This is a genomic window from Paenibacillus sp. FSL P4-0176 (assembly GCF_037975265.1).
GTDB lineage: Bacteria > Bacillota > Bacilli > Paenibacillales > Paenibacillaceae > Paenibacillus > Paenibacillus amylolyticus.
The window spans coordinates 7215535-7231006 of the sequence record NZ_CP150242.1 but is presented as its reverse complement, the minus strand read 5'-3'; the positions used below and the strand labels follow the sequence as shown (position 1 = coordinate 7231006).

The 15472-nt window shown below is 43.8% G+C and carries 16 protein-coding genes and 1 pseudogene; 12 read left to right on the top strand and 5 right to left on the bottom strand.

All coding sequences use genetic code 11. The features are described 5' to 3' along the window. Positions 1-14 precede the first annotated feature (14 nt). The 8 genes from MKY95_RS32870 (at position 15) to MKY95_RS32835 (ending at position 5073) form a co-directional block, all read left to right on the top strand. On the top strand, positions 15-539 hold the full coding sequence (locus MKY95_RS32870; RefSeq protein WP_339196261.1) for a hypothetical protein: 525 nt from the start codon (positions 15-17) through the stop codon (positions 537-539). 375 nt (positions 540-914) lie between these two features. Beyond that, on the top strand, positions 915-1886 hold the full coding sequence (locus MKY95_RS32865) for an MBL fold metallo-hydrolase (protein WP_339196258.1): 972 nt from the start codon (positions 915-917) through the stop codon (positions 1884-1886). Positions 1887-2092: 206 nt separating this feature from the next. Next, complete coding sequence (locus MKY95_RS32860; RefSeq protein WP_017691462.1) at positions 2093-2260, top strand: CxxH/CxxC protein; 168 nt, start codon at positions 2093-2095, stop codon at positions 2258-2260. Between the two features lie 673 nt (positions 2261-2933). Further along, a complete protein-coding gene (gene rlmH, locus MKY95_RS32855; RefSeq protein WP_017691463.1) occupies positions 2934-3413 on the top strand; it encodes a 23S rRNA (pseudouridine(1915)-N(3))-methyltransferase RlmH in 480 nt (159 codons plus the stop codon). A gap of 103 nt (positions 3414-3516) precedes the next feature. Beyond that, positions 3517-3861: a helix-turn-helix transcriptional regulator gene (locus MKY95_RS32850; protein ID WP_339196256.1), complete on the top strand. Its 345-nt coding sequence runs from the start codon at positions 3517-3519 to the stop codon at positions 3859-3861. Positions 3862-3866: 5 nt separating this feature from the next. Then, positions 3867-4526: an ImmA/IrrE family metallo-endopeptidase gene (locus tag MKY95_RS32845; RefSeq protein WP_339196253.1), complete on the top strand. Its 660-nt coding sequence runs from the start codon at positions 3867-3869 to the stop codon at positions 4524-4526. A gap of 67 nt (positions 4527-4593) precedes the next feature. Beyond that, positions 4594-4761: a hypothetical protein gene (locus MKY95_RS32840; RefSeq protein ID WP_339196250.1), complete on the top strand. Its 168-nt coding sequence runs from the start codon at positions 4594-4596 to the stop codon at positions 4759-4761. A 21-nt stretch (positions 4762-4782) separates the two neighbouring features. Further along, positions 4783-5073 carry a DUF3892 domain-containing protein gene (locus MKY95_RS32835; RefSeq protein ID WP_150365076.1) on the top strand — a complete coding sequence of 97 codons (291 nt, stop codon included), beginning with the start codon at positions 4783-4785 and terminating at the stop codon, positions 5071-5073. Between the two features lie 301 nt (positions 5074-5374). Here MKY95_RS32835 and MKY95_RS32830 read toward each other — a convergent pair whose 3' ends face one another. The 3 genes and pseudogenes from MKY95_RS32830 to MKY95_RS32820 all read right to left on the bottom strand — a co-directional run. Next, positions 5375-5602, bottom strand: a complete 228-nt coding sequence (locus tag MKY95_RS32830) for a hypothetical protein (RefSeq protein WP_150365075.1) — start codon at positions 5600-5602, stop codon at positions 5375-5377. Between the two features lie 285 nt (positions 5603-5887). Beyond that, positions 5888-6676, bottom strand: coding sequence for a zinc ribbon domain-containing protein (locus MKY95_RS32825; RefSeq protein ID WP_339196244.1), 789 nt, complete (start codon positions 6674-6676; stop codon positions 5888-5890). 21 nt (positions 6677-6697) lie between these two features. Beyond that, positions 6698-6760 (bottom strand): annotated as a pseudogene (locus MKY95_RS32820) (recombinase family protein); the annotation flags it as partial. A gap of 990 nt (positions 6761-7750) precedes the next feature. Here MKY95_RS32820 and MKY95_RS32815 point away from each other — a divergent pair. The 4 genes from MKY95_RS32815 (at position 7751) to MKY95_RS32800 (ending at position 12174) form a co-directional block, all read left to right on the top strand. Then, positions 7751-8932 (top strand): hypothetical protein, encoded by a 1182-nt coding sequence (locus MKY95_RS32815; RefSeq protein WP_339196242.1) that lies wholly within the window; start codon positions 7751-7753, stop codon positions 8930-8932. Positions 8933-9161: 229 nt separating this feature from the next. After that, positions 9162-10211 carry an AraC family transcriptional regulator gene (locus tag MKY95_RS32810; RefSeq protein ID WP_339196240.1) on the top strand — a complete coding sequence of 350 codons (1050 nt, stop codon included), beginning with the start codon at positions 9162-9164 and terminating at the stop codon, positions 10209-10211. Between the two features lie 181 nt (positions 10212-10392). Next, positions 10393-11352 (top strand): SDR family oxidoreductase, encoded by a 960-nt coding sequence (locus tag MKY95_RS32805; protein WP_339196238.1) that lies wholly within the window; start codon positions 10393-10395, stop codon positions 11350-11352. Positions 11353-11547: 195 nt separating this feature from the next. Further along, positions 11548-12174 carry a DUF2306 domain-containing protein gene (locus MKY95_RS32800; RefSeq protein WP_339196236.1) on the top strand — a complete coding sequence of 209 codons (627 nt, stop codon included), beginning with the start codon at positions 11548-11550 and terminating at the stop codon, positions 12172-12174. A gap of 129 nt (positions 12175-12303) precedes the next feature. Here MKY95_RS32800 and MKY95_RS32795 read toward each other — a convergent pair whose 3' ends face one another. Beyond that, complete coding sequence (locus MKY95_RS32795) at positions 12304-12699, bottom strand: CPBP family intramembrane glutamic endopeptidase (RefSeq protein ID WP_339196234.1); 396 nt, start codon at positions 12697-12699, stop codon at positions 12304-12306. A 556-nt stretch (positions 12700-13255) separates the two neighbouring features. Next, entirely contained in the window at positions 13256-15280 is a 2025-nt protein-coding gene (locus MKY95_RS32790; RefSeq protein WP_339196232.1) for a right-handed parallel beta-helix repeat-containing protein, read from the bottom strand. Positions 15281-15472 lie beyond the last annotated feature (192 nt).

Here is a 15472-nt window from a genome sequence, read left to right as displayed (position 1 = left end):
AAGGGGTATTTTTGATGAAACATTTGAGGAAAAAGATGCTTGGGGGAACGAGCTTGGCGCTGTCCCTGTTTATGCTGTCCGCCTGTGGATCTGAGGTAGCTACGACAGGAGCATCTGTAGATATAAGTGCTCTGCAAGAGAAGATTGCAGGGCTTGAGAAGAAACTGGTGGAGCAGGGAGCCAAGAGCGTTGAGCAGGAGCAAAAGATTGCAGCACTTGAGACCAAGTTGAATGAGTTGAGTACAAGTGTGATTGCGGTAGGTGAGGCTGGTGGTCAAACGCCTGTAACATCGGGAAACAACGGATCGGCCGGGAAAGGCGACGGGGTGCTGATTACCTTTGCCCAGTATGAGAAGCTTGAGGTTGGCATGTCGGTGGGAGATGTCATCGAGATCCTCGGCGGCGAAGGTGAAGCGCTGAGTGAAGCGGAGAACATGGTGGTGTACAACTATAAAGGCACAGCCGGCAATGGTGCCAATGCGGTTATTGCTTTTCAAGGCGGAAAGCTGTTGACGAAGGCGCAGTCGGGATTGAAGTAAAATTAGTATTGGACATGAAGAGTCTGAATCTGTGGAATAAAGCGTATTACAGGGTTAGGGGAAGTTAAATGGGGGACCAATCAGAAAATTCTGGTTGGTCTTTTTGTTGTTTTTATAAAGTTTTTGAGTAGCGGAAAAGTTATTAGAAGTAGATTTTTTGAACAAATAACTTGACATTCGCAGTTAGTTGTAACTATAATCATTACATTATATAAGTTGTAACTGTATTAGTTACATATAGTGATTTGAAGGGGGATTCAGTCGAAGCAATTGTACAACCAGACTATAGGATGGTTTAAAAAATCAACGGAATTGGCTGCTAAATGCATTGATATGGATGAATGGCAGCGACATAAAGAGAGGGAGATCAATTAAATGTTTATTAAAAAATCATCAATGGGCGTTATGCTCGTTCTATGTTTCATGTTAATTCTGAGTGCTTGTGCGGGTACAGCAAGTAAAACCGAAAATGCGGAAGACTCTTCATCCAATGCTGCTAGTGCTGGAAATACAAAGAGCGAGGAAACAAACACACCAGCGGTGGAGCTGAAATTGACTACCTATAATCCTGGGGAAAACAGCATTTTTGGCGTTTCATCAAATCTGATTGAAGGTCCAACTGAAGTCGTGCTCGTTGATGCGCAGTTCCAAAAGAATGATGCCGAGCAATTGGTCAAAATGATTAAAGATACGGGTAAAAAACTGACCACCGTATATATCAGCCACAAGGACCCGGACTATTACTTCGGTCTATCGGTGATCCGTGAGACGTTCCCTGATGCAAAAATCGTTGCGACTCCAGCAACGGTGGAAGGAATCAAGGAAACAATTCAAGTGAAGAATGAATATTGGAATCCGATTTTGAAAGAAAATGCACCGACTGCACAGATTGTTCCGGACGTCCTTGAGGGTGCTCAATTGACCGTAGATGGGGAAACCGTAGAGATTATCGGTCTAGATGGTTCCGATCCGTCCCATACGTTCCTGTGGATTCCTTCCATTAAAACTGTTTTGGGTGGCGTTCCTGTCTACGAAAATTCGCACGTTTGGATTGCAGATAACCAAACGCCAGAGAGCCGTGACTACTGGCGCCAATTGCTAGACCAAATTATTGCATTGAATCCAGAGCGAGTGATTCCAGGTCATTACCTGGGTACCAGTGCCGGGGATATATCAAGTGTTACGTTCACCCGTGATTATATTGCTAAGTTTGAAGCAGAGGCAGAGACAGCCAAAGATTCTAAAGAACTGATTGCAGCCATGGAAAAAGCATATCCGGACTTTACGAATACAGGCGATCTGGAGACGAGCGCTCAGGTAATTAAAGGCGAAATTTCTTGGCCTTGAGTCTAAAGATGGACTTTTGAAAACGGTATAAGTAAAAGGCAAACATCCTTATCCTGTTATGTGGGAGGGATGTTTTTGCTGTCATTAGGCGTGTAGGGGTTTCTTTTCGGCGGCAGGTGTGATAGAACTGAGAAGTGGCTATCCTGTAATGGGATACGCGGTTGTGAATCGGGAACATAGCTGGTTACAGAAAGGATGCTTAACGGATGTACGTTGTATGCAAAGAACACGTGGACATTGCCATCGACATGTTTGTCGATGAGTATGAGGACGCTCCAGATATCGTTGATCTGAAGGAGACGGAATTTGCCGACTGGGACCCGCCTGCGAAATGCGCCGAGTGCGAACAGCATGCGGAATTTCTCGTCGTTTAGCGTACTGTAGGACTTAGATGGCTGGAGGCGTGACTTAAGGTGGCGCTTCGGGCTGACTTTCCATCCGGTATGAACATCACAGCAAGAAGCCAAGGAGAGCGTGATGAGCGCTCTTTTTGTCTTTGTGTGGGGAATTGGTGGTGGTTAGTAGGTAGCGTGGGACTGGGGCGAAGGTCGTAGGGGCTGACGTGGGAGTAGGCGAGAGTAAGAGAAGATTAAGGTAGGTGGGTACCGAGTTGGGAGTGGGCTAGGTTGTAGTAAAGGTGCAAGTTGTAGGTAGTAGAAATGGAAGCCGCTGAGGCATGGGGGAAAGTGCCGTTGGGTAACAGCGATGTGGGTAGTGACGTGGGTGTGGAGGGGCGAGTAGCTCTAACGAACTCGAGACGCCTTATATGAGGCAAACACCGCCTGGTTGAAATCTAACGAATCGTAGACACGTTATATTGCTGAAATGGCCTCGAAAGTGGTGGGGAGTGCTCGTTTGATGCGAAATAGCGTGTTTCAGATTCGTTAGATTTTAAAAGAGCCGAAATGGGGCTGAATAAGGTGTGTGGGATTCGTTAGAATTTGGAGAAATGTGTAGTATAGGTATAATACAGTTGGAACGAACGATGCGATGAAGCATCTTACTTATAGAATATCTCGCAAGACAATTTAGGAGGAATGAATTTTCATGTTTATTCAGATTATTGGCGTAGGCAAATTGAAGGAAAAATATCTGACGCTGGGCATTCAGGAATATGCCAAGCGGCTCGCCCCGTACATCAAGTTTCAGATGATCGAGGTCGCAGACGAAAAGGCGCCCGATACCCTGAGCGAAGCTGAGGTTCGGGCGGTAAAAGAGCGCGAGGGCGAACGTATCCTCGCGCATGTGAAGAGCGAGGCGCATGTTGTCGCGCTCGCATTGGATGGCCAGCTCTGGAGTTCCGAGGAGCTGGCATTGGAGATCGACAAGCTCGGCACGTATGGGACGAGCCATGTCGTGTTTGTCATCGGAGGAAGCCATGGGCTCTCCGATGAGGTGTTGCGCCGCGCGAAGCAGCGCTTGAGCTTCGGGCGCATGACCCTGCCGCATCAGCTTATGCGGCTGGTATTGGTGGAGCAGATTTATCGCGCGGTGAAGATAAATCGGGGGGAACCGTACCACAAGTAGTGCGAAATTTTGATGCATAAGAATTAGAGAAACATTTAGTGTATATAGTGTTGATTTTTTTATCAACATACTATATCATGTATATTAGAAGGGTGATGAGACGTTGAACGAGTTTGGAGAAGTGCTCAAAGATCTTCGTAAAGAGCGTAAAATCAGTCAACGCAAACTCGCTGATATGATCGGCATTGACTTTACGTATATCAGCAAGATTGAGAATGGTTCTATGACTCCCCCAGCAGAAGATAAAATAGTGAAGATAGCCGAGATTTTTGGTATTGATCCTGATCGGTTTCTGATAGCAGCAAATAAAATACCGAGTGAGCTTCAAAAGGTTATTACTGAAATTGAAGAGGTTCCCGTTTTTCTAAGGAGCGCACCAAAGTTATCACAAAGTCAGTGGGTTCAGATCCAAAAAATTATAAATGAGACCACTAAAGAAAAGGAGTAGTTGTAATGTCACGTGTTCCCTATATTTCTGCAGAAGAAATGGAAGACATAGCATTGAATATACTCACCGATTATGGATTTGATTTTGAAAACATGGTTCTTCCAATGGCTACTCCTATTGAAGAGATAATCGAGTTTCATTTTGAATTGGATTTCGCTTGGGAACCCATTGATCATTTTGATCTATCAGGAATTGTGATGGCTGCCATACTCCCTGGTCAAAAGCGAATTATCATGAATGAAAGCAGGAAAGAACTTTTTGAAGAGAAAATTGGAACGATGAACTTTACTATGGCTCATGAACTAGGGCACTGGGTGCTTCACGTGAACGATAAAGATAATTTACAGACGAGTTTGAATCTAAATAAGAGTAAAGAGGTCTTTTATTGCAGAAGTCATTCCACACGTCCTCCAGTGGAACAACAAGCAGATATGTTTGCAGGTGCAATACTTATGCCTAAGCCAGCACTGGAGAAGTTTGTCGGCAAACTTAAAGCTACTAGAAATATAGATATGGGTAGCTTATATACTTTGGCAGGTTTTTTTAAAGTATCAATTAGTGCCCTCTGTGTGAGGCTAAATCGCTTAGAACTGCTTTATGTCCACAAAGGACAAGTTTACAACTCAAAGGAAGAATACGATGGTCAGATAGCTTTTGAATTTTGAGCTATCTATCTTTTTGATAACAATGTTGAGTTGATTATCAACTCAACATTGAAGGGAGGTGAGTATTTTGGCTAAAAACGGAGCAAAAGGCAGCGGAAGAGTTGGTGCAGTAAAAGGAAGAAGTCAATTCAAAGCGCCTAATGGCAACTGGGTAAAGAGAGACACATCGACAGGTAAGTTTATGGATCAAAAAACTAGCAGTAGCAAACCATTCAAAGGCGTTACAAAAGAATAATATTAGGAGAGTGAGTAGATTATGGCAAGCAGACACGAGATACTCTGTGTAAACAAAAAAGAACGGTACAATCCATTTGAGAGAATTGAAAGCATTGGAGGCAAAAATCAGGACGGAACAAGATGGAAGGTTTCGCAAAAACGAGCTATTGAGGGAATTGAAGATGGAAAATGGGAGTTTTTTGTAAGTAGAGGAGGCCATACTGTGAATGTAATTGTATCTAAAAGTCGTTATGGAAACAAATACTTAAAAACTGAAGCGGATGGAGAAAGTCCTGACAATCTTCTAAGTTTATCTGAATGTCCGATGTAGTTATACTAAGTTGGTACACAATATTGCAGATGACAACAGTGAAACTATACTTAGGTTTTTTTTACTCTTCTAAGGTTACCCCCCTTCCGTTATTGCTTTATTGGAAGGGGGGGTAACCTTTAAAAACTGCTTCTCCGCCTTTGGTTAATATAAGTTTGTAAAACATGTGAAGAGGTCTCTTTCGCTGCTGGGACAGTGGATGGTGGAGTAAGGTATCCTAATTTATCATCAGGATGATACAAGTTTGTAGGGTACTGAACTGGGTTGATTATCTTACTTCATCAGCTACATGCCTTTATCTTTAATCTTTTACAATCACATAACGTGAAAGCTTAATGCCTTTGCTAACTTCTGTGGCATATGAGGGGTTAATTCCTGAGGCTGCAACTATTTCTTTGACGCTGTAATGGTTTTTGAGTATAAGATCGGCATATTTAACTCCAAACAAATGAATATGTGCAACTTGATCACCATGAGGTGCCGTATTGTACATGGAATGTAACAATTTCCCTAAACTATCTATATTCATATTACAACCATCCTTCGACAGGTTTATTCGCTAGTAATTGAATATTCTACAGGTTAGTATATGAATCCTTCCAAGTAATACTACATAGCAATGTTTATATTAGCATTTAGAATATATCCTTTCATAGTCAAGAAAGCAAACAACATATATTTATCTATATAGGGACTTGCAATCAGGAGTGGTTGCCGAGAAATCACTGGAATTTCTAGGCGAGCGTAAACAGTGACTGTCTATCTACAATGTTGAACTTATCGAATACTCATTCAAATTAAAATACTCCTAATTTTAGATAACAATTGTAATTACCTGATTAAGCAAGAGATTATCTTTTGAACAGGAAAAAGCCCCTTCTGCAATGGATTTAACAGAAGGGGCTCCGCTTAAAAAATGATTTTGAGTTTCTTTACTAAATGCAAGTTCAACTTCTTCAATACGCCTCTTGTCATCTAGAGTTATATTCTTTACGATTAGGTGCAAGAGCGTTTTACGCTGCTGGAACGGTGAATAACGTAGCAGGGCATCGAACTTCGTCATGTGGAAACACACAAATTCGTAGGATACTGGATCAGCCTGATCATCCCGAAGCTCTAATTCCAGTTTTGATGTGCAGGTTAGCTCGGAATCCAGCTCCTTGTGTAATACACTCAGGCGTTCAGAAAACATATTGCGGTCAATATTATCTATTTCATATAATTCGAGGTACTTACGTTTCTTATCCTCCAGACTGGTGATATGTGTCTGTATTGCTGTTAACTCATCACGTAGTGGTTTCATTCGTCCAGAACGTCGTTCATTGATGCTGCGAACAACTCTTTGCAGAGTCTCTGGATTGACCACGGCTTGCCTGATACGATCAGTTACCGCTTGTTCTGCTTCGACCTTTCGGACGCTGTTGGCGTGGCATACGGCGCTTCCCTGGCTTCGGAATCGACCACAGGAATAGTACATCCGAGTGATCTTCTTGCCATCTTTCGACCGATTGACAGTGCGACTGGCGGTCATGGCGGCACCGCACTCAGGACAACGAATCAGTCCAGTTAGCAGATATTCTCCTTCAAACCGCTTCTTGGGCAACGTAGCCTTCTTTTCCCGGAGTAGCTGAACCTTATCCCATAATTCTTGGCTAATAATCGGGGGATGATGGCCTTCTACGAGAATCGGCTCCTTATTCTTACCTTAGCGGATTTTACCTACAAACATCGGATTATCTAGCAGGTCTCGGATCGCTGATGAACATTCAACAGACACGGAGCTTGCGGAAGAGTTCAAATTAGAGTTCAAAGATCTTACCAATAACTATTCTAAATATTTTGGAAATTTAAAGGAAGAAATTCGCAACGCTGTAAGGTAAGTATTCGTTGTAGTGGTAACTGATGATACAGTTTTAGATTGGCATGGGGAGCATTGGCTTACAGTGCACTTACCTTAGGAATGCCATCTTTTTACGGCTTTTTACTGACTTAAAGGTGAGTGGTTTTTTCTCTATCTTTGAAATAATAGATATAATTAAATCCAGTACTCCTTTATACATGGGCATTCAATACATTTTTTACATTCTTGTCTTTGGGTTTTTTAACCTCTTTATTGGATATGGAAGAAATGTTTGAAGATGCAGCTTTTGAAAATAGATCAGCACCTTATGTAGCACTTATTTAATGGCTAGTATGATTGTGATTTTTATAGTTTCTATTTTCCGAAAAGAAGAAAAGAAGAAAAGGACATCTTTCACGAGAGTTCACTGAAAAGACTCCTTCAAAAAACATGCCTCTAGAATCGCTTCTAAGGCTTGTTTTGCGTTCTGTGAGTTATATCTGACCCTCCAAAGTTTGGATTTTTCCAAAACAGTTAGTTTTTCAGTCACTTCTTTCAGAGGAAGTCCTTTTCGCTCTATACAAGATACGGTTGACCTTCTGTGAACTAGACAGAAGGTTTTTTAATTGTGATTGTTTTGGAGGAGTAACGATTAGATCAACCGAATGTAATTAGCTTTAAAAAATAGCAGCTAAATTAAAAATGGATAAAAATACTTAAAATAGCCCATTTTTATTTAGCTGCTAAAATGTAAGCGTTTTCTATTTTTTATTATTGTTGACTAAATAATCCGGAGCATAGTATTATCCGATTATAAAGACGAGAGGCGGATAAACTATGGCTATTAAGATCAATAAGAATTTGGAGATGTTTTCGACTTTCGATCCGACAAAGGAATCCAAACCAGTTTCATTGGGAAATCTGTGTAAGGATATCGAAGAGCGGAGACTAAGCCTACCAATTTTCCAGACATACATTAGATGGAAAGTTGAAAAATCCATTGACCTGTTAAATTTTCAACTGAGCGGTAAAGCTGCTGTTGCTCCCATATCGATTAACATAATTGAAAATAAGGAGCTTGCTGTACCGCAAGTTTCATTTATTGAAAGGGAACGCATCGATATTGAAGAATCAGCCGGTAAACACTCTGTCAATGATGGTCAACAAAGACTTAGTTGTAATTTTAAAGCGTATACTGACCATGAAGAGTTTAAATGTGTTGTCCTCGACATTACGACAGGGAAGTTCGTTATGAATACTGGCGCTTTTAGAAAATCACAAATTCCAGTTGGAAAACTGTACAATAAAGACCCAAAGGTATTCTCGCAATATTTGAAAGAAAATAAGGATCTGCAAGTTTTCGAGGTTCAGGATCTACTTACTAAGGTTAGAAATAAATTTATGGGTTACTATTACACTGTAAACTATGCTCGAGACTTGTCTGAAAAAGAGCAGCGCGAATGGTTTGAAGTACTTAACCTTGCTGGGAGTAAGGTGACAGATGTCGAGGTTAATCTTACCGAGATGCTTATAAAAGGTGTAGACTTCTATAAGGAGTATTCGGATCAGTTTGTTGAGAAATTAAAAGAGTCAAGCTTAGACCAACTAATTGTATTTAAGGCTACTGAGGTTTCTATTCCTTTAGCGGCGTTAAACCCGGCGTATGAGGTGCTTAAAGATAGAGAGCACAAGGCAAATTTTAGTCCCATGCCCTCCGATGTGAAGGCAAGTTTAATTAGCAAATTAAATAAAGAAGATATAAGGAAATTATTCAGCATGACATTAGACGCCCTAGACCGTGCTATAGGATTTATTGAGGAAAACAATTTTAAGCAACCTAATAGAATAGATTATTTAACATATTTATTAGGGGTTTTTGTTTACCTTAAAAATGAGGCTGTGTCAGAACGACAACTTGAGCACATGATTGAATGGTACAATACCGTTGAATTCTCAAAAAAGGATAACGGCGAGAGAAGGAGATATTTTGAGAATTTGATTAGAGTTAAAACCCTCTAATTTGTGGGCTGCACCAATCTCCAGTTGACATTGGGGTTATACCCCAAGAGCAAACCACCCGTTGGACGGGTGATCCTGATTTCGCTCTATAGATGATACGGTGAACCGTATCATCTATAGAGCACATTGGGAGGTGATAGCGAGAAATGCTGTCCGCTTCGTGGTAGCAGAGAATCCCCTCGGACTTGCAGAAGGGTAGACTTGAGATATCCATGCTAATTTAACTTTAATGCTTAAGCTTTCTGGATGCGCCTGTGGTATCATGAACATGCCTATCATCCTGTTACATCTGAGGGGGAAGAAGTTGCTTGTGAACATGGACAATTACTATAAATATGAGGATGTATCTGTATTAGATGATGCCAATTCAGCGCTAGATAGTGAGGCAGCTCGGTTGGCAAGTTTGATTTACAAGCATACTTCGCAGGATGGGACCTATGCTTCACCGATCCATGGTCTGTATGTGAATCGATATTCGCAAGTAGAAGCGGCGGATGATGTTCACACTATGTTCTCACCGGTAATCTGCATTGCAGCGCAAGGAAATAAGCGAATTACCGTAGGCAAGGATGCTTATGAGTATGGTGCTTCGCGAATGTATATTGCCCCCGTTGCCTTGCCTGTTGCGATGAAAATCATGCAGGCCAGCCCCCAAATACCGTTCTTGGGGATAGGTCTATACCTCGATCCGCAAAGGATTGCTTCGTTGCTGCCGATGGTATTTCCTAATGGTTTACCGGAGGTTCGCAATCGCAGTGCGTGCTATGTCATCGAAGCAGACTTGGCTATGATGAACGCCGCTGCAAGATTGATGGCTTGCCTGTCCTCTCCCGATGATGCTCAAATGCTGGCTCCATTGGTGAAAGACGAGATTTATATCCGCATCCTCCGTAGCCCAATCGGTGTTTATGTTGCCGAGACTGTTCTGGCGGAATCGGGCATGCAGCAGGTTGCAAAAGCGATTGATTGGCTCCAAAATAACTTTTCTCAGCCGTTGAAAGTGGCGGATTTGGCGGAGCTGGTCCATATGAGCGAATCGTCGTTTCGCGAGTATTTCAGATCGGCTACTGCGATGAGCCCTCTGCAATATCAAAAGGTGCTGCGCCTGCAAGAGGCGAGGCGCCTAATGTTATCCAGCTCCATTGACGCAACTACGGCGAGCCGGCGTGTAGGCTATTTGAGCGATTCCCAATTTAGCCGCGATTACAGCCGATTTTTTGGGTGTCCTCCAACTAGAGATATCACAAGGTGGCGTCAGGACCAGCAAAAGTTGAAGTGAAACGCACATGTAAACGGCTTTTCAAATTTCCGCGGGCATAGAGCCTAGCGGATTTTTCATTTTTGAGCGGCGGAATCTGTTGAATCAGGCAAAAACTCGGACGGAAAAGGCAAAGACCGCAGTAGTCAATCCCCTATACTAAGAGTAAACATCCTATCGATAGGAAAGGGGATTTCTGAAAATGCGTGTATTGGTTACAGGGGCGACAGGCTTCATCGGAGGGGCGGTCGTTGGCGAACTGCTGGATGCCGGTCATCAAGTGGTTGGTTTTGCCCGTTCTGAAAAAGCCGGCAAACCGCTTACGGCACTGGGTGCCCAGGTTCAAGTCGGTTCGATTGAGGATTTAGCAGGCTTGCGCAAAGTGGCTGCTGCAGTAGACGGGGTCATTCATTTGGCCTTCTTCCACAAGTTCTCGCATGCGGGCCTTCCAACTCGGCTTAGGGTTTTATTTGGAGGGAATCCTCGTCATGTAGTGATGCGATTTATGAAGGCTGCAATTGAGACCGATAGGCGAGCCATCGAGACACTTGGCACCTCCTTACCCGCCGGTGACCGGGCGCTTGTCGTCGCGATGCCTACGATGACGCTTACTCCCGGCCGTCTCGGAACGGAGGCCAGCGCTGGGGATCCTCAATCGCAAGGTGGATTACGCATCATTTCAGAACATACCACCCTAGACTTGGCGAATCGTGGGATACGTTCCTCGATTGTACGCCTCCCACCGATCGTACACGGTGAAGGCGATAAGACGGGCTTGTTCCCAAATCTGGTGAACATCGCTCGCAAGAAGGGGTTCTCCGCCTATACAGGCTCCGGTAACAACCGTTGGCCATCCGTGCATCTACTGGATGCGGCGCGCCTTTTTAGACTCGCCTTAGAACAAGCTCCGGCAGGGTCCCGGTTTCATGCAGTGAGCGAAGAGGGCATTCCATTTCAAGAGATCGCCACGGCTTTGGGCCTCCATTTGAACTTGCCGGTCCAAGGTATTGGGGTTGAAGAAGCAGGTAAACATTTCGGATGGCTTGCACCCTTCACGAAAACGGATAATCCGGCGTCCAGTGCGTTGACGCAGGAGCGTTTAGGATGGAAACCAGTACATCCTACCCTTTTAAATGATATTCGGAAGGGGTATTATTTCTAACTGTAAAGCTGGGAGGAAGCGAAGATCCGTTTGCACCAAAAGTACGGCAGGAAACTTGACCACGACAAGCGTTGAATTTGTGCGTCCCTTTCTAGCCGATGCCTTAATCGAGAAGATCGGTATTGACTCTACAGCCACTATAGGGTTTAAAGGGACAACAGCTTCACGGTGCATCAACGGAGGAGGATAATTCAAATGGGAAATAAGATGATTCAGGCACTCGTTCTCATTCTTGCATTTTCGACTGCCGGATACGCAATTGTTCAGTATGGCGTGCTTAAAGCTAGTGATGCAGGACTTGTCTCTTTCAAATTGCAAAAGCCGAATTTTGAACTCAAACCATGGATATATGTACTATACATCCATATTGTTACCGCGATATTTGCCTTGATCATAGGACCCTTTCAACTATTTATGAAGCCAACGAATGATAGGAAACGTTTGCATCGCCTATTGGGGTATGGATATGTTCTTTCGATTACAGTTAGTGGGATCGTGAGTGTTTATTTATCCCTTTTTGCCACGGGAGGTTGGATTGCCGGGCTTGGGTTCATGTCGCTCGATGTATTGTGGGTTGCGACGACGCTTATTGCAACGAGAAAAATTATGGCGAAAGACATCCAAGCTCATAAAGCATGGATGCTTCGCAGTTATGCGCTTACTCTTGCAGCTGTTACGCTTCGAATCTGGTTAGCGCCGCTGAATCTTCTGCTTGGCGATTTCGAGGCGGGGTTTCGGGTTGTTGCTTGGGTTTGTTGGATTCCTAATCTGCTCGTCATAGAAGCCGTGATTTCCAGAATGAGGTTGCGACCGCGGCAATGATTCACAACTGCCAGCTACAGAAGGAACGCTAAATGCGCTCCTTCTGTACAATGAGAATTAATCGAATCAGTTCATGAGCTGGACAATCTTTTCAAGCTCCAACTTTCCATCCAAATAGCGGGAAACAAATCATGGCCGTTTCTGTGCAGCACCGATCAGCATCGGAATGGCAATCACAATTTCCAGGATCACCGTAACAATAGAGCCATCTAGGCCAAAATCTCCCCCCGTAAGCCATGCCGCGCCGTTAGCCTTCACCGTAAACAACCCGGCCGCAGGGAGTCCGGACATAGGAATGCCAAGCGCACCTTCAAGTGCGTTCCAAGCAAAATGCAGCCCCATGGCGAACCACAAATTACGCTGCCACAAAAATGCAGCTCCGAGCAGAACCCCTGCTTCCAGGGTGATGGCAAGTGCGCTCCATATTGTCGCTCCTGGATTGCCAAGATGGAAGGCCCCGAAGGTAAGCGAGGTTACCGCAAGTGCAATCCAGCTGCCCCATAATTTCTGTATAGATTGAAGCATCAATCCACGAAACCGAAGATAATCGTACCCTGAGCAGCGGAGGGGGATTCCCTGCGACGCGACCGGGACGATCAATTATAAAATGGATGATTTTCTTCCTTTCTTCTTCCTCATTATTGAACGTCTTTTTGTAGGTGTTATGATATTCTAGGTGTTGTAATAGAAAGTTAAAATTCCTGTTATTTTTGTACTCAGCCATACATAACCTCACCCCCAATACTTCATATCTATATTTTACCACTATAGGGTTGTCTGCTGTATTTACCTTCAAGCTCGACATTCAATTCAATATGGCGTGAGCAACTATAGGTACGATAGCTGAACGGAATCAGCAGATCGCTGTGTAGCAGTTCCTCTCGTTTTTTTTCGCCGATAACCCCGTTAAGCTAAACCGTACCACAAGTAACAGCGGAATACTTTTGATAAAAAAGAGATTACCCGAAAGAAAACAGAGTATCGTTCACCAATTAAAAGCCTCTATCCCGATTAGTGGAGTAGAGGCTTTACACACAAAAAGATCCAATCACCTAAAATGACTGGCCCCTCAATCATAAACTTAAATTTCAAAATCAAGAGTACCCTGTTCGTTCAATTCAAAGGGACCAGGTGTAACATCTGCATCCGGTCTCTTTGTTCCGAAAAAATCGGAGTCAAAATGATATGGAGTGCTGTCCGGCTCCTCAAACTTCATGTTGGCGTGATAAGTCTTTCCAAGCAGATCCGTGGTAACTAACATTGCAGAGGTTCCACGAAGCAATTCGGGATCATGGATCTGAATGTGCACTTTGCCTAGTGCAAGATTCGTCTCAATTGTTACGCCCTTCTGTGCAACTATCTTCGCTTGGGGTTCGTGACGACTTGGAACCGCATCGTTAAGAAATACATTGCCACCCATAGCTACCGGAAGAATGGCATTGCCTATAAAGATATCCTTCGCCGCATCGCCAAGCTCAAGAAGCTCCTCTTTGGTGTATTCCGACCATTTTTTATCTTTCACATCCGGATGTTGATCGTAGCCGCCAAGTCCCACAGCATGCAGATAACATATGGAATTGTCCGGAACACCATCCATGACCGTCTTCCCGTCCTCTCCAACTTCATCTCTTGGTTTAAGCGGAAGATGCTCAAAAAAGGTGATGGGCACAGGCTCCTTATTAGGATCATTGTCACCTATAAAGATATTGTTGTAGTACCTGTCATCGCCTCCAGTGATATTAGAGTATCCGGCCATGGCCGTCTCGTGAGGGAAGTGATATGGCGTAATACGAGTAATTTCGGAACGAACTACAAATCGGCCTGCAAACAAATTATGAGCAAATGCCCCGCCCTGAGCCATATTTCTGAAATTCATCGGAGAGAGAAATAGGTTATGATCGACCATATATGGACCATGGCAAACCTCAACGAAGAGGTCCTCCGAAAGATTGTCAAAAAATACATTACGGCTGATGCGAGTGCCCTGTGCCTGCCAGTCCAGCCAAAGCGCACGGTAACAGCTATACATTATATTTTCGCTAATTTGAGTATCCAGTGAAGCATGAAGCTTAATTCCCGCAACTTCGGCACCGTGTCTGAGTCGTTTATGGTGAATATTATAAATACGGTTCTGATATATGCGGCTGAAGGCTGCTCCCATATGACCCACAATACCTGCCTGTTCACAATCGTGAATCACATTACCTCGAACAGTGTGACTGCCGATGTTATCTTTATGCCAGCCGGAGCGTAATGCTTGTAAAATAACCTCCTGCTCGCGTTGAGTACCGCCTTTACTATGTTTCTCCAAAGACTTGGTGTGCCCTGTGCCGATTTCGGTACCCAGGCTAATACCAACGCATTTGGATTCACTGATTATATTGTTTTCAATAATCCAGCCCTTGCTCCAGTGAGGTCCAATCAAACCTTCCTGGTAGTCTGTAGGCGGTGCCCATTGGGGGGAGGCTTGACGCAGATTGAAACCACTTACGGTGATATAGTTCAGTCCCGGTTTCTCAGGCCAGAAGCAATAAGGACGCACATTAATTTCTACATTTTCCGTCCCAGGGTCTTTTCCACCAAAGTTGGCCCAGATTTTTGTTGTTGTAGTACCAACCTCGGCATACCATTTTAACAATGAATCCTTGGGATACTTGGCTTCGGACCAAACTTCAGGATTGTTAACGCTTTCAATACTATCGCATTCATATAATGATTTGCCATCCAAATAGACATCGCCGAGATGAATTGGGAAGGGCCCGTCAAACAACCAGTCTCCACTGAGCTCTACCTCATAGGGATTGCGAACGGAAAAGAGGGAATTGAGCACTTCTGTGCTCCAAACATGGTCTCCTTCAGAATTCCAGTTGGTAATCCGTTCAGCTCCTGTAATCACGACTTCCCCGTCTCCTGCGGATCGATATACGATTCTATGCTCCGCTGTTCCTCCATTAGCCGGGTTAACCCATTCCCTGTATACTCCCGCATGAACAATAACTGTATCACCGGCCATGGCATGAGCCGCAGCGCGTGATATGGTACGAAGGGGTTGATCCGCTGTTCCTTTTTCTTGATCATTCCCATGTATGGATACATGATATTCCATAACAACTCTCCTTCTATTTTAAAATGTTTGTTGTATCCCGTTATTATACTAGAAAATAAATGTAATGGGAGAGATAGGAAGGCGGGTGTCAGGCTAAATTGATATTGATATGAGGTAAACCACATCTAGTACCCTATGAGGTTGTGGTTTTTTTGCTTTTTGAGACTTTAGCTATTGTTAAAAGCTATGACT

Bases quoted from the DNA above. Each gene is read 5' to 3' on its own strand.
- MKY95_RS32870 (WP_339196261.1), top strand. From the start codon at position 15: ATGAAACATTTGAGGAAAAAGATGCTTGGGGGAACGAGCTTGGCGCTG.
- MKY95_RS32830 (WP_150365075.1), bottom strand. From the start codon at position 5,602: ATGAATATAGATAGTTTAGGGAAATTGTTACATTCCATGTACAATACG.
- MKY95_RS32810 (WP_339196240.1), top strand. From the start codon at position 9,162: ATGCTTAAGCTTTCTGGATGCGCCTGTGGTATCATGAACATGCCTATC.
- MKY95_RS32835 (WP_150365076.1), top strand. From the start codon at position 4,783: ATGGCAAGCAGACACGAGATACTCTGTGTAAACAAAAAAGAACGGTAC.
- MKY95_RS32845 (WP_339196253.1), top strand. From the start codon at position 3,867: ATGTCACGTGTTCCCTATATTTCTGCAGAAGAAATGGAAGACATAGCA.
- MKY95_RS32800 (WP_339196236.1), top strand. From the start codon at position 11,548: ATGGGAAATAAGATGATTCAGGCACTCGTTCTCATTCTTGCATTTTCG.
- MKY95_RS32790 (WP_339196232.1), bottom strand. From the start codon at position 15,280: ATGGAATATCATGTATCCATACATGGGAATGATCAAGAAAAAGGAACA.
- MKY95_RS32815 (WP_339196242.1), top strand. From the start codon at position 7,751: ATGGCTATTAAGATCAATAAGAATTTGGAGATGTTTTCGACTTTCGAT.
- MKY95_RS32860 (WP_017691462.1), top strand. From the start codon at position 2,093: ATGTACGTTGTATGCAAAGAACACGTGGACATTGCCATCGACATGTTT.
- MKY95_RS32795 (WP_339196234.1), bottom strand. From the start codon at position 12,699: ATGCTTCAATCTATACAGAAATTATGGGGCAGCTGGATTGCACTTGCG.
- rlmH (WP_017691463.1), top strand. From the start codon at position 2,934: ATGTTTATTCAGATTATTGGCGTAGGCAAATTGAAGGAAAAATATCTG.
- MKY95_RS32805 (WP_339196238.1), top strand. From the start codon at position 10,393: ATGCGTGTATTGGTTACAGGGGCGACAGGCTTCATCGGAGGGGCGGTC.
- MKY95_RS32865 (WP_339196258.1), top strand. From the start codon at position 915: ATGTTTATTAAAAAATCATCAATGGGCGTTATGCTCGTTCTATGTTTC.